This window comes from Tenacibaculum piscium (assembly GCF_021390715.1).
In the GTDB taxonomy this organism is placed as follows: domain Bacteria; phylum Bacteroidota; class Bacteroidia; order Flavobacteriales; family Flavobacteriaceae; genus Polaribacter; species Polaribacter piscius.
Genome location: NZ_JAJGWT010000001.1, coordinates 469,863 through 488,718, shown reverse-complemented (window position 1 = coordinate 488,718; position 18,856 = coordinate 469,863). Strand labels below are relative to the sequence as shown.

At 31.2% G+C, this 18,856-nt stretch carries 19 protein-coding genes and 2 pseudogenes; 5 read left to right on the top strand and 16 right to left on the bottom strand.

What is annotated here, in order from left to right:
• Positions 1–199: 199 nt before the first annotated feature.
• The gene (locus tag L0U77_RS02220) at positions 200–991 is read right to left on the bottom strand and encodes a UDP-2,3-diacylglucosamine diphosphatase (RefSeq protein ID WP_233896768.1); all 792 of its coding nucleotides are present in this window, start codon (positions 989–991) and stop codon (positions 200–202) included.
• Between the two features lie 63 nt (positions 992–1,054).
• Here L0U77_RS02220 and L0U77_RS02215 point away from each other — a divergent pair, with 63 nt between their 5' ends.
• On the top strand, positions 1,055–1,507 hold the full coding sequence (locus tag L0U77_RS02215; protein ID WP_193699557.1) for a nucleoside deaminase: 453 nt from the start codon (positions 1,055–1,057) through the stop codon (positions 1,505–1,507).
• A gap of 226 nt (positions 1,508–1,733) precedes the next feature.
• Here L0U77_RS02215 and L0U77_RS02210 read toward each other — a convergent pair whose 3' ends face one another.
• Complete coding sequence (locus tag L0U77_RS02210) at positions 1,734–2,216, bottom strand: methylated-DNA--[protein]-cysteine S-methyltransferase (RefSeq protein WP_233896769.1); 483 nt, start codon at positions 2,214–2,216, stop codon at positions 1,734–1,736.
• Positions 2,209–2,973, bottom strand: coding sequence for a TatD family hydrolase (locus L0U77_RS02205; protein ID WP_233896770.1), 765 nt, complete (start codon positions 2,971–2,973; stop codon positions 2,209–2,211). Before L0U77_RS02205 ends, L0U77_RS02210 begins: the two co-directional genes overlap by 8 nt.
• A 42-nt stretch (positions 2,974–3,015) precedes the next feature.
• Between L0U77_RS02205 and L0U77_RS02200 the strand changes: the two are divergent.
• Positions 3,016–3,453, top strand: a pseudogene (locus L0U77_RS02200) (retropepsin-like aspartic protease); the annotation flags it as partial.
• Positions 3,454–3,591: 138 nt separating this feature from the next.
• Here the strand turns inward: L0U77_RS02200 and L0U77_RS02195 are convergent.
• From L0U77_RS02195 to L0U77_RS02185, 3 genes are all read right to left on the bottom strand, one after another.
• The gene (locus L0U77_RS02195; RefSeq protein ID WP_233896771.1) at positions 3,592–4,512 is read right to left on the bottom strand and encodes a hypothetical protein; all 921 of its coding nucleotides are present in this window, start codon (positions 4,510–4,512) and stop codon (positions 3,592–3,594) included.
• 127 nt (positions 4,513–4,639) lie between these two features.
• Complete coding sequence (locus tag L0U77_RS02190) at positions 4,640–5,827, bottom strand: pyridoxal phosphate-dependent aminotransferase (protein ID WP_233896772.1); 1,188 nt, start codon at positions 5,825–5,827, stop codon at positions 4,640–4,642.
• Positions 5,828–5,911: 84 nt separating this feature from the next.
• Positions 5,912–7,003, bottom strand: a complete 1,092-nt coding sequence (locus L0U77_RS02185; RefSeq protein WP_233896773.1) for a fatty acid desaturase family protein — start codon at positions 7,001–7,003, stop codon at positions 5,912–5,914.
• 171 nt (positions 7,004–7,174) lie between these two features.
• Between L0U77_RS02185 and rsmG the strand changes: the two genes are divergently transcribed.
• Positions 7,175–7,804, top strand: a complete 630-nt coding sequence (gene rsmG, locus L0U77_RS02180; RefSeq protein WP_233885451.1) for a 16S rRNA (guanine(527)-N(7))-methyltransferase RsmG — start codon at positions 7,175–7,177, stop codon at positions 7,802–7,804.
• 97 nt (positions 7,805–7,901) lie between these two features.
• On the opposite strand, the gene L0U77_RS02175 is transcribed toward rsmG, so the two are convergent.
• The 8 genes and pseudogenes from L0U77_RS02175 to pruA all read right to left on the bottom strand — a co-directional run bounded on the left by L0U77_RS02175 (position 7,902) and on the right by pruA (position 14,762).
• Positions 7,902–8,360: a DUF6428 family protein gene (locus tag L0U77_RS02175; protein WP_233900673.1), complete on the bottom strand. Its 459-nt coding sequence runs from the start codon at positions 8,358–8,360 to the stop codon at positions 7,902–7,904.
• A gap of 67 nt (positions 8,361–8,427) precedes the next feature.
• Positions 8,428–8,802 carry an ArsR/SmtB family transcription factor gene (locus L0U77_RS02170; protein WP_233900672.1) on the bottom strand — a complete coding sequence of 125 codons (375 nt, stop codon included), beginning with the start codon at positions 8,800–8,802 and terminating at the stop codon, positions 8,428–8,430.
• Between the two features lie 130 nt (positions 8,803–8,932).
• Entirely contained in the window at positions 8,933–9,337 is a 405-nt protein-coding gene (locus L0U77_RS02165; protein ID WP_233896775.1) for a GlcG/HbpS family heme-binding protein, read from the bottom strand.
• Positions 9,338–9,457: 120 nt separating this feature from the next.
• Positions 9,458–10,696, bottom strand: coding sequence for a DEAD/DEAH box helicase (locus L0U77_RS02160; RefSeq protein WP_233896776.1), 1,239 nt, complete (start codon positions 10,694–10,696; stop codon positions 9,458–9,460).
• A 321-nt stretch (positions 10,697–11,017) separates the two neighbouring features.
• Positions 11,018–11,277 (bottom strand): annotated as a pseudogene (locus L0U77_RS02150) (hypothetical protein); the annotation flags it as partial.
• A gap of 455 nt (positions 11,278–11,732) precedes the next feature.
• Entirely contained in the window at positions 11,733–11,987 is a 255-nt protein-coding gene (locus L0U77_RS02145; RefSeq protein ID WP_233900671.1) for a hypothetical protein, read from the bottom strand.
• A gap of 81 nt (positions 11,988–12,068) precedes the next feature.
• Positions 12,069–12,968, bottom strand: coding sequence for a glutaminase (locus tag L0U77_RS02140; RefSeq protein WP_233900678.1), 900 nt, complete (start codon positions 12,966–12,968; stop codon positions 12,069–12,071).
• A 168-nt stretch (positions 12,969–13,136) separates the two neighbouring features.
• Complete coding sequence (gene pruA / locus L0U77_RS02135; protein WP_233896778.1) at positions 13,137–14,762, bottom strand: L-glutamate gamma-semialdehyde dehydrogenase; 1,626 nt, start codon at positions 14,760–14,762, stop codon at positions 13,137–13,139.
• A 441-nt stretch (positions 14,763–15,203) separates the two neighbouring features.
• On the opposite strand from pruA, the gene L0U77_RS02130 reads away from it, so the two are divergent.
• Complete coding sequence (locus L0U77_RS02130; RefSeq protein WP_233896780.1) at positions 15,204–15,581, top strand: hypothetical protein; 378 nt, start codon at positions 15,204–15,206, stop codon at positions 15,579–15,581.
• 62 nt (positions 15,582–15,643) lie between these two features.
• Here the strand turns inward: L0U77_RS02130 and apaG are convergent, their stop codons facing one another.
• Together apaG and L0U77_RS02120 are read right to left on the bottom strand one after the other, a co-directional pair.
• Entirely contained in the window at positions 15,644–16,030 is a 387-nt protein-coding gene (apaG, locus tag L0U77_RS02125; protein WP_101918188.1) for a Co2+/Mg2+ efflux protein ApaG, read from the bottom strand.
• Between the two features lie 98 nt (positions 16,031–16,128).
• A complete protein-coding gene (locus L0U77_RS02120) occupies positions 16,129–17,346 on the bottom strand; it encodes a type IX secretion system plug protein (RefSeq protein ID WP_233896781.1) in 1,218 nt (405 codons plus the stop codon).
• 154 nt (positions 17,347–17,500) lie between these two features.
• Here L0U77_RS02120 and L0U77_RS02115 point away from each other — a divergent pair, with 154 nt between their 5' ends.
• Positions 17,501–18,853 (top strand): Na(+)-translocating NADH-quinone reductase subunit A, encoded by a 1,353-nt coding sequence (locus L0U77_RS02115; RefSeq protein ID WP_193699569.1) that lies wholly within the window; start codon positions 17,501–17,503, stop codon positions 18,851–18,853.
• The last annotated feature ends 3 nt before the right edge of the window (positions 18,854–18,856 follow it).

The following is an 18,856-nucleotide window of genomic DNA, read 5'->3' as shown; positions in this document are numbered from 1 at the left end:
TATTGACACAAAAGGCGATGTGGTAACAAATTTAGGCGGTCGTTTTAAATATCCTTGGGAAGTAAATCAGTTTGGATTTAGCGGAACAATTTTTAAAGCAGGCGTAACTTTCAAGTTTTAGAACTTATTTAAATTAAGATTTTATATATATGTAAAAAGCACCTTTAAAAAAGGTGCTTTTTTGCTTTTTACGATAGTCTTATTTATATTCTTTTAACGATAATTTTTCATGTTCAAAAACAGCGTAAGTAAAATATTTAACCCAATCGCCTGTATTTATATACATACTTTTTTCTTCGGATGTTTCTTCGGATACTTTTTTAGATACATCAATTTCTAACGGAAGATGACGGTGTCCGAAAACAAAATAATCGTAATGTTTTGTTTCAAGTTTACGTTTACAATATTGCACTAGCCATTCTTTGTCGTTGCCTAAAAATTTGGCATCATCATCACCAGAAATCATTTTATTTTTAACCGACATATATTGCCCAATACGAACGCCAATATCAGGATGTAACCATTTAAACATAAATTTAAACATTGGAAAAGTAAATACTTTTTTCATTCGTTTATAGCCTTTGTCGTGCGGTCCTAAACCATCGCCATGCCCAATAAAAACTGTTTTTTGGTTGATGTTAAACACTTGCGGTTTATGATATACAGGAATATTTAATTCTTTTTCAAAATAATCGACCATCCATAAATCATGATTTCCTACAAAAAAATAAATAGGAATTCCGCTGTCTTTAATTTCGGCAAGTTTCCCTAAAATACGCACAAATCCTTTAGGAATAACGGTTTTATATTCGAACCAAAAATCAAATAAATCGCCTAATAAAAAAATTGCTTCCGCATCTTGTTTTACTTCATTTAACCAACGTAAAAATTTTTGTTCTCTAGGAAAACTATTTTCAGGAGTTGGCGCACCCAAATGCTGATCGGAAGCAAAATAGACTTTTTTATTTGGAGTAGTGTTTATAGAAATCAAAATCGTAATTTTTGGTAAAAATAACTAATTTGAGGTACTTTTGTTAAAAACGCTACGAATACCATGAAAATAAATCCTTTTGATGATACTTATTTTATGAAACAAGCTTTACAAGAAGCTCAAACAGCTTTCGATAAAGGCGAAGTTCCTGTGGGTGCTGTTATTGTTTTTAAAGATAAAATAATTGCCCGCGCGCATAATTTAACTGAAATGCTAACTGATGTAACAGCGCATGCAGAAATGCAGGCTTTTACGGCTGCGTCTGATTTTTTAGGCGGAAAATATTTAAAAGAATGTATTTTGTATGTTACTTTAGAGCCTTGTCAGATGTGTGCAGGCGCAAGTTATTGGGCACAAATTGGTAAGATTGTGTACGGAGCTAGTGAGCCAAAATTAGGTTTTTCTGTTTTACAAACCAAGTTACATCCTAAAACTAAAGTTATATCGGGGGTTTTAGAGGAGGAATGTGGTTTTTTATTGAAGAAATTTTTTGCTGAAAAACGAAATTTGAATTAGTGGGTTGAGACGCGAATTTCACGGATTTTCGCTAATTTTTTTGAGGTTCGCATCTTTATTTGCCGTATTTCTCCTGTTGATGCGATGCTGAAATAAATTCAGCATGACTTTTATTTGCTTTGAAGCAACTATTTCCTAGCCCCGATTGAAGCAATTGTTTGAGCTCCTTTTTTGATTTTTCTTCAAAAAAGAGCGAGTGCTGAAAGCGGGAAAATAGCTTCAAATATTAAAATAAGCTTTGCTGTTTACAATCACTTTCGTGTTCTAGAAGCCATTTTTTACGCCATAAACCGCCAGCATAGCCTGTTAATGAACCGTCTGAACCGATAACTCGATGACAAGGAATTATAATCGAAATGGGGTTTTTTCCGTTTGCCGATGCAACTGCTCGTATTGCTTTTATGTTTCCTAATTGCTTTGATTGCTGTAAATAAGTCGTGCTTTTTCCGAATGGAATATTTAATAATTCTGCCCAAACTTTTTGTTGAAAATCTGTTCCTTGCGGATTTAATTTTAAATCGAAAGTTGTTCGTGTTCCTGCAAAATATTCGGATAATTGAGTAACACAATTTTGTAAACAAATCGGAATTTCAGTTGAAGAATTAATTTGTTCATCTACAACTGAAACCGATTGAATTCCGTTTTGGTCGCCAATAATTTTTGCAGTTCCTATGGGAGTTTTGTAATAGGTGGTTTGTAAATTAGACACTAAAAATATCTTTAGAATTTTGAGTTGTAATTTCTGAAATTTCATCAAAAGTTAACCCGTAAATATCAACTAATTTATCAACAACATTGGTTAAATAAGCGCTTTCGTTGCGTTTTCCTCGGTAAGGCGTTGGCGCTAAATAGGGAGAATCGGTTTCTAAAACGATGTCTTTTATATCAATTTCGTTTAAAAATTCATCAATTTTACCCTTTTTAAAAGTTGCTACGCCGCCAATTCCTAATTTCATATTATACGAGATAGCTAGTTTTGCTTGTTCTAAAGTTCCTGTGAAACAATGAAAAATCCCGAATAAATCATCGCTTTTTTCAGCTTCTAATACTTCAAAAACTTCATCAAAAGCATCACGACAATGAATAACAATCGGTAATTTTTTTTCTTTTGCCCATTGAATTTGAGTTCTAAAAGCTTCTTGTTGTTGTGTTACAAAGGTTTTATCCCAATATAAATCAATTCCAATTTCACCGATTGCATAAAAAGGACGTTTGTCAATCCATTTTTTTACATGTGCTAGTTCTTCTTTATAGTTTTCTTTGACATAAGTAGGATGCAAACCCATCATTAAAAAAACATCGTCTGGAAAATTTTTTTCTAAATCGAACATTCTTTCTGTGGATGAACTATCAATTGCAGGAATAAAAAAACGAGAAACGCCTGCATCTTTTGCACGCTGTATCATTTCGGTTCTATCTTGGTCAAATTCTTCGGAATATAAATGGGTGTGTGTATCGGTAATCATTTATGTATATTTACAATTAGCAAAACCACAAAAGTACGAGAAATGGCAAGTTTGAAGAAGATATTAAAGAAAAAGAAGTATTCAAAAATAAAACTCCGCAAAAAAGAAACGAATCACTTAGAATTAACTGCAAAAATAAACGGCATAAAAGGAACGTTTATTTTAGATACAGGCGCTTCAAACTCATGTGTCGGTTTAGATTTAGTAAATCGTTTTAAATTGGTATCGGAAGAAAGCGAAGTGAAAGCAGCAGGAGCAGGCGCAATTGATATGGAAACTCGAGTTTCAGAAAATAATGTGTTGAAAATAGGGAAGTGGAAAACCACAAAATCTAACTTGGTTTTGTTTGATTTGGTGCATGTAAATACGGCGTTAATTCAACACAACGCTACAGAGGTTGATGGTATTATCGGGGCTGATATTTTAGAAAGTGGCAAGGCTTTGATTGATTATGATAAAAGTGTTTTATATCTGAAGAAAATTAATGAAAAGAAGCTCAAAAAATCAGCGAAAAAACAACGCAAAATAGCTCGAAAAATAGTAAAGAAAATAGCACGAAAAAACGAACAAAAATTATCAAAAGTACCTTTTTAGTAGGGTGGTAGCTCCATGAATTTTTTATTCGAAAAAAGGAATCATTAAATTGATATAGTTTATCACTTCTAAAATAATACTCCCAAAAATTAGCAGCATACTATAATAAGAAAGGGTTTCTAAGATGTTTTGTTTGCCTTTTTTAGAAGGTATTTTAGCAGTTATTTCAGAAGATATTTCAGGAATTGTTTTCGAACTTTTCATTTTAGAGATAAAGAATAAAACAAAGAATAAAAATCCGCCGAGCATTGGTAAATAATATAAAATAGTTTGTCCTTCTCCTAAAAATTGTGATAAGTTGATCGAACTTCCAAAGAGATAAATAAATAGCCAATTAAGCCCAAAAAATAAAAATTGCAGTATTAAAATACTCAAAATAGCACCTGGAAATTTATTAGGTAATTCCTTATTTTGGTCTTGTATCTCTTGGTTGGAATTAAGATATATCAACACATAAAAAGGCATAAAACAATGTAATAATAATCGGATCCAAAAATTGATTTCTAATACGGGGAAATGAATCGTTAAAAATTGATAAGAAGATAGTATATCAAAAAAACTTAAAATAAATAAGGTTATTATACTTAAAGCAAGCATCGGAAAAAAGATAAATCCCATAATATTACCTTCCATTCCTTTTAAATAAGCACGTAAAGTAAACGCTGTTACGAACCAAGTAATTATCGAAATAAATATGTTTTTAGGAACAAAAACTTCCCAAAAATTAAAATCGACAAAAAAATTACATAGATAAGTTATACTAAGTATAATTGTTAGGTATCCAACAGAAAAAAGTAGGTAAGGTTTTACTTTAAGTTTAGTAACATTGGTTTCTTCTTTTGTAAAAAAATACGCTTCTTTTTTAGATGAAAGTAGTATAAATACTAAAAACGAAAAAGGATTTAAAAGTATATTAATAATAGAAAGTAGTATTTGTAATATCAATTGAATAAGGCTTTAAATGTTCTGAATTAGAATCATGTAAAGTATGATTAAAAGATTTTAAAAACAAAAAAAGGCTCGTAATTTTAAATTACGAGCCTTTTTAATAATAAGAAATTTTGAGAAAATATTAAGCTAATACTTCTTTAATTCTTCTAACAGCTTCACGTAATTGTAATTCAGAAGCAGCGTATGACATACGAATACAAGCAGGTGCACCAAAAGCTTCACCAGTTACAGTTGCTACGTTAGCTTCTTCTAATAATAACATAGAAAAATCACTTGCGTTGTTAATTTCGTGTCCTTTAATTGTTTTTCCGAAGTAAGCAGATACATCAGGGAAAATATAAAACGCTCCTTCAGGAATGTTTAATTTAATATCTTCAACATCACCTAATAAATCTAAAACTAAATCTCTACGAGTTTTAAATTCATCAACCATGTATTTAATTTTACTAGGCTCTGCTAAAACAGCCGCAATTGCAGCGCGTTGTGCAATACAGTTTGTTCCTGAAGTAATTTGCCCTTGCATTTTAGTACAAGCTTTAGCAATCCATTGTGGGGCACCAATAAAACCAATTCTCCAACCTGTCATGGCAAAAGCTTTTGCTAATCCGTTTACAGTAATGGTACGGTCATACATGTTTTCGATGGCAGCAAAACTAAAGTGTTTTGTTCCATAATTGATATGTTCGTAAATTTCGTCCGATAAAATATAAATATTTGGGTGATTTTCTAATACTTTCGCTAAAGCTCTGTATTCTGCCTCTGTATAAATAGTTCCACTTGGGTTATTTGGCGAGTTAAAGAAAATCATTTTTGTTTTAGGCGTAATTGACGCTTCTAATTGTGCTGGCGTAATTTTAAAATCCGTATCAATAGAAGAAGGAATTTCAACAAATTTAGCCTCACATAAAATAGCGATTGCCGAATAACTTACCCAATATGGCGCTGGTAATAAAACTTCATCGCCTGGGTTTAATAACACTTGTGCAATATTTGCAATCGATTGTTTTGCTCCCGTAGAAACAACAATCTGATTTGGAGAATATGTTAAATTATTATCACGCTTAAATTTGGTGCAAATAGCTTCTTTTAATTCGACATAACCATCAACTGGCGTGTATGAATTATAGTCTTGATTAATTGCTTCGATAGCGGCATCTTTAATAAAATCAGGTGTATTAAAGTCAGGCTCTCCTAAGCTTAAACTGATAATATCTTTTCCTGCAGCTTTTAATTCTCTTGCTTTAGCAGCCATCGCCAAAGTTTGAGATATTGGTAAACTGTTAATTCTGTTTGATAATGCGTTTGACATTGATTATATTATTAAGGTGCATTTTGTTAAAATGCGTGTTGTTAAAGTATTTCTTATTTTGTAACTATTAAATGACGCATTATTTTAAGCAGCTTGTGGTTTTTCTCCTAAACTTCCTAATTGTTTAAAATGTTCGATGAACGCTTTTGTCATTGTTTTGTATTCGTTGTATGGTAGGTCAAATTCAGCGGCAGTTTCCTTGACTATTTTTGCTATTTTGTTATAATGAACGTGCGAAATATGCGGAAAAATATGGTGTTCTACTTGATGATTTAATCCACCAGTATAAAAATTAACCAACCAGTTTGTAGGTGCAAAATTAGAGGTCGTATATAATTGATGAACCGCCCAAGTGTGTTCTAAATTTCCATCTTTATCAGGCAATGGCATTTCGGTATTTGGAACTACGTGTGCCAATTGAAAAACAACGCTTAAAATCATCCCTGCGGTGTAGTGCATTATAAAAAAACCTAGTAAAACCTTCCACCAAGCGATGTCTAAAATCAATAATGGCAATACAATCCATAATGAATAATAAACAACTTTAGAAATGACTAATTTTGTCCATTCTACCTTCGGATTAGGAAATTTACCATACGATAACTTACGTTTTAAATAACTACTCATTTGTTTTATATCGGTAGTAATAGCCCAGTTAATAGTTAATAATCCGTATAAAAATATTGAATAAAACTTTTGAAATTGATGTACAGGCAACCATTTTGAATGCTTCGAAAAACGGATAATTCTCCCCGCGTCAATATCTTCATCATGTCCTTTAATATTGGTAAAAGTATGGTGCAATACGTTGTGCTGAACTTTCCAGTTATATACATTTCCTGCTAAAATATAAATACTGCTTCCCATTAATTTATTCAACCAATTTTTGCTTGAAAAAGAATCGTGGTTTGCATCGTGCATTACGTTCATACCAACACCCGCCATACCAATACCTGTAACGATAACAAGTAAAAGCATCACCCATTGTGGCATCGGAATTGTTAAAATCAATATAAAAGGCACTAAAAAAAGCGAAAACATAATAATCGCTTTAGAATATAATTTCCAATTTCCCGTACGCTTAATATTATTTTCTTTAAAATAGGTGTTTACCTTTTTATTTAGAGTTCGAAAGAACTTTACGTTATTTGTTCTCGAGAAGTTTATTGTCTTCATGTGATTATGTGTTATATACAACAAAAATAAACTTTTTTGCGCTATGGTTATTGATTAGAAATTACTTTTTAACAAGAAACATATCTTTTGTTAGATAAATGCGTATTCCCGATTAGTTTTTTACTTTTGCACTGAAAAATATACTCAATCTCAATTTCAATTTTGATAGCAATGGAACTTATAAAAAAATACTTTACCGATTTAACGGAAACACAATTAGCACAGTTTTCAAAACTACAAGAATTGTATGAAGATTGGAATTTAAAAATTAACGTGGTTTCTCGTAAAGATATTGATGAATTGTATTTACGTCATGTTTTACATTCTTTGGGTATCGCAAAAGTGGTCGCTTTTAAACCAGGTTCAAAAGTCTTAGATGTTGGTACAGGTGGTGGTTTTCCTGGGATTCCATTAGCTATTTTATTTCCTGAAACCCAGTTTCATTTGGTAGACTCTATCGGAAAAAAAATAAAAGTAGTGAATGAAGTAGTGGCAGGTTTAGGTTTAGAAAACGTAAAAACGACCAACGGACGTGTGGAAGAAGTAAAAGATACCTACGATTTTATTGTAAGTAGAGCAGTGGCTCAAATGGAAACTTTCGTCGGATGGACAAAAGGAAGAATCGCTAAAAAGCAAAATCACGATTTAAAAAACGGAATTTTATATTTAAAAGGAGGCGATTTAAAAGAAGAATTAGAAAAATATACCTCGGCAACTATTTATGATTTACCTGATTTCTTTGAAGAAGACTTCTATGAAACCAAGAAAGTAGTGCATTTAGGGATGAAATTTAAAAGTTAATTTTTAAATTTTATCTAAAATAATTAACGTTAAAATACGAGAACAAGGGGTTTTAACCCCTTGCTTTTGCTATTTTAATAAAAATTAAAACAAATTATTAACAACATCCAGAATTAGGAGCACAACTTGTTGATGCTTCTGCTATTTTTACTTTTGGTTTTTCAGGAATACCACATTTATCTTTATCTAAACAATCCGTTAGCGTGCTTGTTAATAGGAAATTCGTTCCATCAAAATCTAAGCCATATTTCCCGATTGTTGCTCCTTGATATTCTACTTCAATATCTAAATCAGCAATATGTAATAATTTTTCAGAAAGCTCAATAATATTCGTTAATTTTTCAGGATTCAATCTATGATCGTAATCATCCGCTTCCCATAATTGAAAGTTTACAACCTCTTCATTTCGAACTGTTCCGCCACAATCAATAAAATTTTTAGTAACTCTTCCAACCTCGGTAACGTGAAAATGATTCGGTACAAGTTCACCGTTAGGTAATTTAAAACTAATATTTTTTAAGCTTGATAAATGTTTTTTAATTTCTGATAATTTCATGACTTTTTTTATTTTTAATCGTTTTATTGCGATTGATTGTGATAATTTTTTTTAAGAGTATTGTTTTTTAACAACAATTACTGTTATTATTTTTTGAATTACAATTTTCTAAATTTATATTTTCGGAATTGGTATCATTAAGATTTAAAAACCCGTTTAATAGGTTTTTAATTTTCGTCCAATTTTCTTTATCGATGCAGTAGCAAACGCTTGTTCCTTCAATGCTTCCTTTGATTAATTTAGCATTTTTCAAGGCTTTTAAATGTTGTGAAATGGTTGCTTGCGCCAATCCGATTTCGTTTACTAAATCACCACAAACACAGGAATCAATTTTAAAAAGATGTTGAATAATAGCAATACGTGCAGGATGTCCAAGTACTTTTGCAATATTGGCAAGATCGTTTTGTGCTGTTGTAAATATTTCTGATTTAGTAAGTCCCATATATAATTATTGTATTGTAATATTACGATTAATATTACAAAAAAACAAGAGAACAGATATTTTTTTTAAAAAAACAGCAAAATAAGATTAAAAAATCATTAACAAATAATTAATATAACATTAAATAATACTACTTATAAATAGCTTTTGCACCAGTTTCGGCTACTTCAAAATCATTTTGTACGGTACTGCCACTTACACCAATAGCGCCAATAATAATTCCGTCTTTATTTTTGATAGGCACGCCTCCTGGAAAAGTAATTAAACCATTGTTAGAATGTTCAATATTATATAAAGGAGCACCAGGTTGTGATAATTCACCAAGAATTCCCGTGTTTTTTCCGAACAGCGCTGCCGTTTTAGCTTTTTTCATAGCGATATCAATAGGACCAATAAAAGCGCCATCCATGCGTTCGAAAGCAACTAAATTAGCGCCTGAATCTACAATTGAAATACTCATTTTAGTGTTTAAAGCGTTTGCTTTTAAAGTTGCAGCAGCAAGTACTTTTTTTGCTTCGGATAAAGTGATATTCATAATTTAGGTTTTAACTTTTAATTTTTCGGGTGATAATCAAAAATAAAAAAACCTTTCAATATCCCTTTTAAGGTGATATATATTGAAAGGTTTTTTTTAGATAATGATAAAATATATTTATTAATACCAACGTTTTTTCTTCTTTTTAGAAGCCTCAGACTTACGTCCTTTTTTATTGGTGCTAATCGTATTTGGTTGCTTTATATGTTTTGGTTTTACCAATAAAAAAGGGTGATCTTCAATAATTTTTATTGGGCGTTTTAAAACTTCTTGAATACTTTTAATATAGCTAGTTTCATCGGCACCACAGAATGAAAATGCAATTCCTGCTTTTCCAGCTCTACCAGTTCTACCAATTCGGTGAACATAAGTTTCAGGAACATTAGGAATATCAACATTAATTACGGCATCAATTTTATGAATATCAATACCACGAGCGGCAACATCGGTAGCGATTAGAATATTCGCTTTATTGCTTTTAAAATCCTCAATGGCTTGATTACGTAAAATTTGGGTTTTATCTCCGTGAATACTTGTTACGTTATAGCCGTTTTTAATAAGGGTTTGCTCTAATTTATCAACGCCAAATTTGGTACGTCTAAAAATAAGAATACGTCCTTGTATGGTGTTTTTCAATAGGTATAAACATAAATCGACTTTATGTTTTTTAGGCGTGTAATATAATAATTGACCAATTTTATTAACGGTATTATCGGTAGGAATAACATTAACAACTTCGGGCTTATAAAGCATTTGTTTTGCCAAATCACTCACTTTTTCGGGCATGGTAGCCGAACATAAAAGCGTTTGTTTTTTACGAGGACAAAGTGCTTCAATCTTTTTTACATCGTGGATAAAACCCATGTCTAACATTAAATCGGCTTCATCTAAAACAAAGGTTTTTAGGTTGCTTAAATCAACAGATCCTTGTTCGTGTAAATCGATTAAACGCCCTGGTGTTGCTACTAAAACATCAATTCCTTTTGCTAAAACTTCTTTTTGTGCTTTGGTTGATATTCCTCCGTAAACAACTCCTGCAAGTATGTTTGTGTGTGCTGCGTAGGTGCTAAAACTTTCTTGAATTTGTATGGCCAATTCTCTGGTTGGGCTTACAACTAAGGCTTTTATTTTTTTAGGGCCTCTTTCAGGAACAAGCGCTAATTCTTGCGCTAAATTATGGATAATCGGCAATGCAAAAGCCGCTGTTTTACCCGATCCTGTTTGTGATCCAACAATTACATCTTTTTTATCTAGTACTAACGGAATTACTTTTTGTTGTACTAACGTAGCTGTGTGATATTTTTCTTCACTAAGTGCTTTTAAAATATCGGTATTAAGATGTAAATCTGTAAACTTCATTGATTATTTTTTTTGCAAAGATACTGTAATTCAAACTTACATGAAATTTATAAGTTTTTTTGAGGGTTGGTTTTTTAAGCAAAGAATTTTAGCGATTATTTAAATTTCTTTAATCCCTATTTTTTTAAAATAATTCCAAGTTTCATTATAAAATAATTCGGGTCTGGTATGGTCTATTTCAGATCCATTTGGAAGGTAAATAATCATTCCTTGTCTAGCTCTGGTTAAGAGAACTCTGTAGGTGTTTTTAAGATATTCTTTGCTTTAGATAAATCTCTGGTAACATATATAGGAAAATCATCTTTGATTTCTTTATATAAATTACGAGTTTCAGTGGTCTTTAATTCTAAAAGTTTATGAACAAAATCAGCTAATTTTTCAGATCTAAAAGACCTAACAGAAACGGCTAAATGTAATTCCATTTCAGAATTTGAATTTGCTTCAAGCCATTGTTTTTGATTGACTGTTTTTATATAATTTTGACTGTTCGTTATTAGGTTCGAATAATGAATATTCCAATCAGAATAATTATTTTTAAGCGCATTAATCCATTCATCAAGCCCTGCCTCTCCTGTATTTATTTCTTGACCACCGCCAATAAGACAAATAATCGTACACCAGTTTTTATGCCTATTTCCTGAAAGAAATTTTGTTATTTATTTTGGCATTTTCAATTATCTTATTTAAGAGCCTGTTCAAATTTTATTCCAAAATTTTTTGTAACATCAAAATAGCAAGGCAAGGAGGGTTAAAATCCTTGTTTTAAAAATAAAAATGCGTCAAAGGGAATTTATTTCAGTTTCTCATCCTGATTTGCCATAGTTTTAGCTCTTTTTCTGATTTTCAGCTCCTTTTAACAAGGGGTTTTAACCCCTTGCCGTCATTTTTTGCCACTATATTTTTTCAGATGAAATTTAAACAGGCTCTTAAACTACTTTTATTCGTTTTTGCTACGTCTTTAAGTTCTATTATTTGATGTATTTGCGGATCCTGACTTTCTTCGTTGGTAGCAACTAAAACAGGAATTAATTTCGCATTATGGCTGCGTATCTTCAATAATAAGAATAGTATCAACTCGCTTACCCATTCTTGGAATGGCAAATTCAAAATAAATAAATCCCTCAAAATTGATTAGTTGATCTTTTAATATTTCAATTTGCTTAACCCAGGCATTTTTCTGTAAATCTTCTAAGTGTCTGTTGGAATGATTTAGACTTAATTTACCTAAAATGGAGTTTTTATCCTCTGTAATAAAATTTGAAATCGAATTTTTATAATACGCTCTATTCATTTTTATAGCAATTTATTTTTACAAACTAAATTCATATTTAAGCTTATCGAAGTTAACTGAAACTCTCCCAAAACCCCCAATCTAAAAAATAGATTGTTCTGACAAGGTTGTAAAAGCCTCTAAAAATTTCATTCCTTTGTAAGAATTTCCTTTTTCATTTAATTTTGGACTCCAAACAGCAATACTATATTGATTAGGATATATGGCAATAATTCCACCACTAACACCACTTTTTCCAGCCAAACCGACTTTAAATGCAAATTGACCAGATTCATCATAAAAACCGCAAGTTTGCATCAAGGCATTAATTCTTTTTGATTGACTTTTGGTTAGTATTTGCTTGTTATTATGTGGAGCTTTACCGCTATTGGCTAAAAATAAAAATAATTCAGATAGATGCTCACAACTTAATTCTAACGAGCATAAATCAAAATAAAAATCGAGAACATCACTAGGTTCATTTTCAATATTTCCAAAAGATTTTATAAAATTACAAAGCGCTACATTTCTATAACCTACCGATTTTTCAGAAGCTGCAATTTTAGCCGAATAATGAATATCATTATTACCAGAAAGACTTCTAATAAAGGTTAATAAATCTTCTTTAGGATTTTTTAAATTACTGATAAGAACATCTGAAATTACAATTGCACCTGCATTAATAAAAGGATTTCGTGGTATTCCGTTATCATTTTCTAGTTGAAGTAACGAATTAAATGGATTTCCTGAAGGTTCAACACCAAGCCTTTTCCATAAATCTCCATCAAGGATTTTATACGCCAAACAAAGCGATAAAACTTTTGCAATACTTTGAATGGAAAATTTTTCCTGATAATTGCCTAATCCACACTTTATAGTAGATGTCGTAACAATATGAACACCAAATTTATCAGGATTTGAACTTGCTAATTCAGGAATATAAGAAGCTAAATTACCTTTGTTTTCAATAGCATCAACAGTTGTAAATACTTCTTGTATTATTTTTTATAGTTCATTTTATTAAAATCGCTTTCATTAAAGATAGAAAACAAAACTAATAGAAAATCACTTTAATTAAATAAAAAAAATATTTTTTCAGAGTGATAAATATTTGACACAAAAAAACCTCATCAATATTTGATGAGGTTTTTAAAATAATGTTACTTATTCTTATCCTAAGAAAGGGTATTTATAATCGGTAGGCGTTACAAATGTTTCTTTAATTAAGCGAACAGAAGTCCAACGTAATAAGTTTTGAGCAGAACCTGCTTTATCATTTGTACCAGAAGCTCTAGCACCTCCAAAAGGTTGTTGTCCTACAACAGCTCCTGTTGGTTTGTCGTTAATATAGAAGTTTCCAGCAGCATTTTCTAACGCTTTAGAAGCTTTTTCAACAATGTATCTATCGGTAGAAAAGATAGCTCCAGTTAATGCGTATTCAGTAGATTCATCAACTAATTTTAATGAAGCTTCCCATTGATCATCTTCATATACAAAAATGGTCATCACAGGACCGAATAATTCAGTTGTCATGGTTGCGTATGTAGGAGATTTTGCTACGATAATTGTAGGCTCAATAAAGTATCCTACTGATTTATCATAACCACCACCAATAATTACTTCAGCATCGGCATCTGCTTTTGCAGCATCAATAAAACTTGCTAATTTATCAAAAGAATTTTCATGAATAACAGCATTTACAAAGTTGTTCGTATCTTCAGGAGAACCCATTTTAATTTCAGCAGCTTGCGAAATTAAATGACCTTTAACCTCTGACCAGATAGAAGCAGGAATGTAAGCACGTGACGCTGCAGAACATTTTTGACCTTGGTATTCAAAAGAACCTCTAGTGATTGCGGTAGCAACTTGTAAAGGATTTGATGAATTATGTGCCCAGATAAAATCTTTTCCACCAGTTTCTCCAACAATTCTTGGATACGTTTTGTAGGTGTTTATGTTATTTCCAATTTGTTTCCAGAAATGATTAAATACATTTGTAGAACCAGTAAAGTGTAATCCAGAGAAATCAGGAGATGCTAATACAGTATCTGTAATCATTACAGGATCACCATAAACAACGTTTATTACACCGTCAGGTAAACCAGCTTCTTTAAATAAGTCTACAATTACTTGTGCCGAATATGCTTGATGACTCGAAGGCTTCCAAACAACTACGTTCCCCATTAAAGCAGGAGCGGCAGCTAAGTTAGCAGCAATTGAAGTAAAGTTAAAAGGAGTAATTGCATATACAAAACCTTCTAAAGGTCTGTACTCAACTCTGTTCCATATTCCAGGGCTAGAGATTGGTTGATCTTTAAAGATATCGGTCATGTATTGTACATTGAAACGGAAAAAGTCAATCATTTCACAAGCTGCATCAATTTCAGCTTGGTGTACATTTTTAGATTGTGCAATCATTGTTGCAGCATTCATTCTTGCTCTATAAGGACCTGCTAATAATTCAGCTGCTTTTAAGAAAATTGAAGCACGTTCTGTCCAGCAAGTGTTAGACCATTTTTCTCTTGCCGCTAAAGCAGTACTAATAGCAGCATCTATGTGAGATTTCTCACCATTATGATATTGTCCAACGATATGTTTATGGTCATGTGGAGGATTAATGTTACTGGTGTTTCCAGTTCTTACCTCTTCACCATTAATATGCATTGGCACATCAATATTGCTATTATACATAGCTTTATACGTTGCTAATAACTCTTCTCTTTCTGGAGATCCAGGAGCATATCCTTTAACAGGTTCGTTTATCGCTTCTGGAACATTAAAAAATCCTCTTGCCATTTTATATGTTGTTTGTTAATTTATAATAAAATTTATATAGCAAAGTTAACACTTATTTTTAGGAATTACTAAGTTGTTTTGAGTGTTGTTTAATGCGTTGTTAATCTAAATTAAATACAATATATGCAGATAATTTCGTTATTTTGAATAATTAGTTACTATTTTATGAAAAAACAGTCAGAAAAACAACGATTAGTATTTTCATACTATTTATTTTTTTTGATAAAATCCTCAAGTAAAAAAAGAGGTTATTTTTTTGATTTTAGTTGTTTTTGAAGCATCAAAAAAATGATTAAATTAATAATTTATCATCAACAGGATGTTAAATTATTTTGGTTATATTTAAGGTACTTTAAGTACTGTTTTGAAACAGTAGAATTAGGAAATAAAATTGAATAAAATATAAATATAAAAGAGAAAAATAACGGAAAAAAGAGAAATATGTCAGATTTTTTAACACTATTTACTAAGGAAATTAAAAATAACTTACCAGGCTATATTGCATTTTCGATCATTAATTTTGAAACAGAAGAAATTATTACTTCTCATTCTAGCAGGTCTGATTTTGATGTTTCAGCAGGATTAGCATCTAGTTTACAGGTTGCAAAATCAAACAGAAATGCCTTAACAGCTTCGGGTATTACTTCGGATATTAATGAAGTTTTGATAACACTTGATACTAAATTAGAAATCATGGATTTCTCTGAGAATGAAGAATTTATGTGTTATTTAGCCGTTGATTCTTCTTTAGCAAATTTAGGAATGACTCGAAGTTTATTTAATAAATATAAGAAAGATATTGTTCGTGAATTGAACTAATTTTATCGAAGAAATAAATCAGAAAAAAGAACGTTTTTGTGTCCTGTTTTCTGATTTTTTTTTTAATTTAAACTGTTAATTGCACCTAATTGAAAGGTTGGAATTGTAACTAAAAATTCTTCAAAAGTTTCTAAATTCATCATTTTATAGCTTCCTTTCATCGCACCTATTGAGGAGCGTAAAAAACAAAATGATTCATATTTAAAAACTTCGTTTGGTTTTAAAATGGGAGTTTCTCCAATTACGCCTTCGCCTTCTACATAATCGATTTGGTTTAGGGTGTCAAAAATTTCCCAGAAACGTTCTAAAAGTTGCACGGTATTTTCTGATGTATTTTCAATAGAAATAGCGTATTTAAAATGATAATATTCTTCTGATTCGTACGTAATTACGTTTACAAAGTTCGTTTGAACTCCTATTTTTATACCTTTTGTTATTTGTTGTAACATACTTAAAATAAACTTTAGAAATAAAATTAAAAAATAAAATTTTACAGATATTTAGTCGTTTTTGCACTTATTTACTTACAAAAACTATCTTTTTTTGATTAAATTTGATTGAAATACCCATTTCCAACGCCAATAACTCGGTCGTAGTTTTCGCCAAAAGGCTTGTAATAAACAAGTACGGTGTATTCATTTTCAGTTTGATAAAAAGAGCCATGAACTTCGTGTAAATTCAGGGTTTTGTTTTGATTCAAAGTTACGTAACTATAATTGTAAAAACCTTGTTTTAGTTTAATTTCGGCATGATATTTTTCATCAATAGAATCGTATTTCATACTATTTTCTTCGGATATTTCATAATTATTAAACGCTCCATATACATATACTTTTTTATGTTGAAACGGTTCAAAAGAAGCTAATGAAAAATGAATGATACTATAATCGGCTTGTGTATTTGGGTCATTTGTTTCTAAACTTCGGATGACAAATTGTCCGTTAATATCAGGATTATAAGTATATCTTTTATCGTTTCTTTTTTCATCAGTATATAAAAAATGATGGTAAATTTCTTTTCTTTGTGTTTTGGCGATATATAAATTGGAATTTCGAATATGTTTGGTATCAAAATTTAAAAATTCATTTCCGCTCCAAAAATTAGTTTCAATCGTATGATTATACAATAATTGATTTGGTTTTATAAATTTAGGTTTTATGTTTTTTCGTAGCGTATTCCAGTCATTATTTTGAAATAAAGCGATATTTATTTCTTGTGTTGGGTTGTTAATTCTTAAATTTTGATGATGTATGGTAAATTGTACATTTTGCTGTTGATTTTTTGATTTTTCATGATTACTTTTAAAAACGGCAACGCCTACGGTTACAATTTTTTCATAGAAAACACATCTTCTTGAAAACACAACTTCATAATCTTCATTTAAAACACTGATTAAATAATTACCACTTTTAGTAATTTTAGTGGTTTCATTCGGTATTTCAACTTGATAATTCGTGTACGATTGCAGGGTGTTAAAAGCGTTGCTAACTTTGGTAATTACATCTTGATTAAATCCTTCAATATATTGATTGGACAACAAATTACTTGGTTTCCAGTCGTGTGTCATTTGTTCTATTTTATATTGATACTCTTTGGTATCGCTGTCTAAATCATCAAAAGATAAGCTTAAAACACTACCTAAGGGAACTATTGCCGAAAACTGGTTTGTAGCCTGTTTTGGTCGTAATTGAATCGTTTTAATGTGCTGTGCGATACCGCTAAGATGTGTTGCACAACATAAAAATATAAAGAGGATTTTTGTCATATTACAAAGGTATCAAAATGTACGCCAATTACAACTTATTGTTTAGAATCAGTATAAATAGAAGATTGTTGAAAAGATATAAATATAAACACTTACTTGAAAAAACAAAATCTGTAAATTTGCTTGTTTTTAGAAAATCATTTAATCAGTTCCTATGTCAAAAGACATCCGTATTAAGAAAGGCTTGGATATCAAGCTCGTTGGCGACGCAGAGCAAATTACTACCGAACTTCCGTTGGGTAGCGATTATGCAATTAAGCCTGACGATTTTCATGGCGTTATTCCTAAAATTTTAGCAAAACAAGGTACCGAAGTAAAAGCAGGTGAAGCACTTTTTTATGATAAAAGTGATGCACGTATTTTATTTCCAAGTCCTGTTAGCGGTAAAATTACGGAAATCGTTCGTGGAGCTCGAAGAAAAGTTTTAGCAATTAAAATCACTGCTGATGCACAGCAGCAACACAAAGATTTTGGTAAAAAAGATGTTGATGCAATGTCTGGCGAACAAGTGAAAACTCACTTATTAGCTTCAGGTTGTTGGCCATTTGTAAAACAACGTCCGTATGACGTGGTTGCAAATCCAAATCAAGCTCCAAAAGCAATTTTTGTGTCAGGCTACGCAAGTGCACCACTCGCAGCAGATTATGATTATGTGCTAAAAAATAAAGAAGCCGAATTGCAAGCAGCTTTAACGGCATTAACCAAATTAACAAAAGGTAAGGTACATGTATCGGTTTCTGTTAATTCAACATTATCTCCTTTTAAGGCGATAAAAGGTGTTGAGTTACACAAGCTATCAGGGCCGCATCCTATTGGTAATGTAAGTACGCAAATTGCACAAATTGATCCTCTTAATAAAGGAGAAGTTGTGTGGGTTGTAACGCCTCAAGATTTAATGATAATCGGTGAATTATTATTAACTGGGAAGTTTAACGCAAAACGTACTGTTGCTTTAGTTGGTGCTAAATTTAACAAGCCGCAATATGTATCTGCTTTGGCAGGAACGAATATTGCATCACTTGTAAAAGGAAATTTAAATGCCGATAATACTCGTATAATTAGCGGAAACGTATTAAGCGGTCTTCAAGTTGCACAAGATGGATATTTAGGATACTACGAAAATAGTATAACCGCAATTCCTGAAGGTGATGATTATGAGTTTTTCGGTTGGAATAAACCTGTATTTAACAAGGTTTCTACCTCAAGAGCATTTACATTCTCTTGGTTAAATCCGAAGAAAAAATACGACCTAAATACCAATACAAACGGTGAACACAGAGCCTTTGTAGTTACAGGAGCGTATGAAGAAGTATTTCCGTTAGATATGTATCCGATGCAATTATTAAAAGCATGTATGTATAAAGATCTTGACGAAATGGAAGGATTAGGAGCGTACGAAATTGCACCAGAAGATTTCGCTTTAACAGAATTTATTTGTGTGTCTAAACAACCTCACCAGAAAATAATTCGTGAAGGATTGGACTTAATGAGAGAAGAATTAGGATAAGAT

Bases quoted from the DNA above. Each gene is read 5' to 3' on its own strand.
- L0U77_RS02160 (WP_233896776.1), bottom strand. From the start codon at position 10,696: ATGAAGTTTACAGATTTACATCTTAATACCGATATTTTAAAAGCACTT.
- L0U77_RS02145 (WP_233900671.1), bottom strand. From the start codon at position 11,987: ATGAATAGAGCGTATTATAAAAATTCGATTTCAAATTTTATTACAGAG.
- L0U77_RS02205 (WP_233896770.1), bottom strand. From the start codon at position 2,973: ATGATTACCGATACACACACCCATTTATATTCCGAAGAATTTGACCAA.
- apaG (WP_101918188.1), bottom strand. From the start codon at position 16,030: ATGTTACAACAAATAACAAAAGGTATAAAAATAGGAGTTCAAACGAAC.
- L0U77_RS02115 (WP_193699569.1), top strand. From the start codon at position 17,501: ATGTCAAAAGACATCCGTATTAAGAAAGGCTTGGATATCAAGCTCGTT.
- L0U77_RS02170 (WP_233900672.1), bottom strand. From the start codon at position 8,802: ATGGGACTTACTAAATCAGAAATATTTACAACAGCACAAAACGATCTT.
- L0U77_RS02215 (WP_193699557.1), top strand. From the start codon at position 1,055: ATGAAAATAAATCCTTTTGATGATACTTATTTTATGAAACAAGCTTTA.
- L0U77_RS02130 (WP_233896780.1), top strand. From the start codon at position 15,204: ATGTCAGATTTTTTAACACTATTTACTAAGGAAATTAAAAATAACTTA.
- pruA (WP_233896778.1), bottom strand. From the start codon at position 14,762: ATGGCAAGAGGATTTTTTAATGTTCCAGAAGCGATAAACGAACCTGTT.
- L0U77_RS02190 (WP_233896772.1), bottom strand. From the start codon at position 5,827: ATGTCAAACGCATTATCAAACAGAATTAACAGTTTACCAATATCTCAA.
- rsmG (WP_233885451.1), top strand. From the start codon at position 7,175: ATGGAACTTATAAAAAAATACTTTACCGATTTAACGGAAACACAATTA.
- L0U77_RS02175 (WP_233900673.1), bottom strand. From the start codon at position 8,360: ATGAAATTATCAGAAATTAAAAAACATTTATCAAGCTTAAAAAATATT.
- L0U77_RS02120 (WP_233896781.1), bottom strand. From the start codon at position 17,346: ATGACAAAAATCCTCTTTATATTTTTATGTTGTGCAACACATCTTAGC.
- L0U77_RS02165 (WP_233896775.1), bottom strand. From the start codon at position 9,337: ATGAATATCACTTTATCCGAAGCAAAAAAAGTACTTGCTGCTGCAACT.
- L0U77_RS02185 (WP_233896773.1), bottom strand. From the start codon at position 7,003: ATGAAGACAATAAACTTCTCGAGAACAAATAACGTAAAGTTCTTTCGA.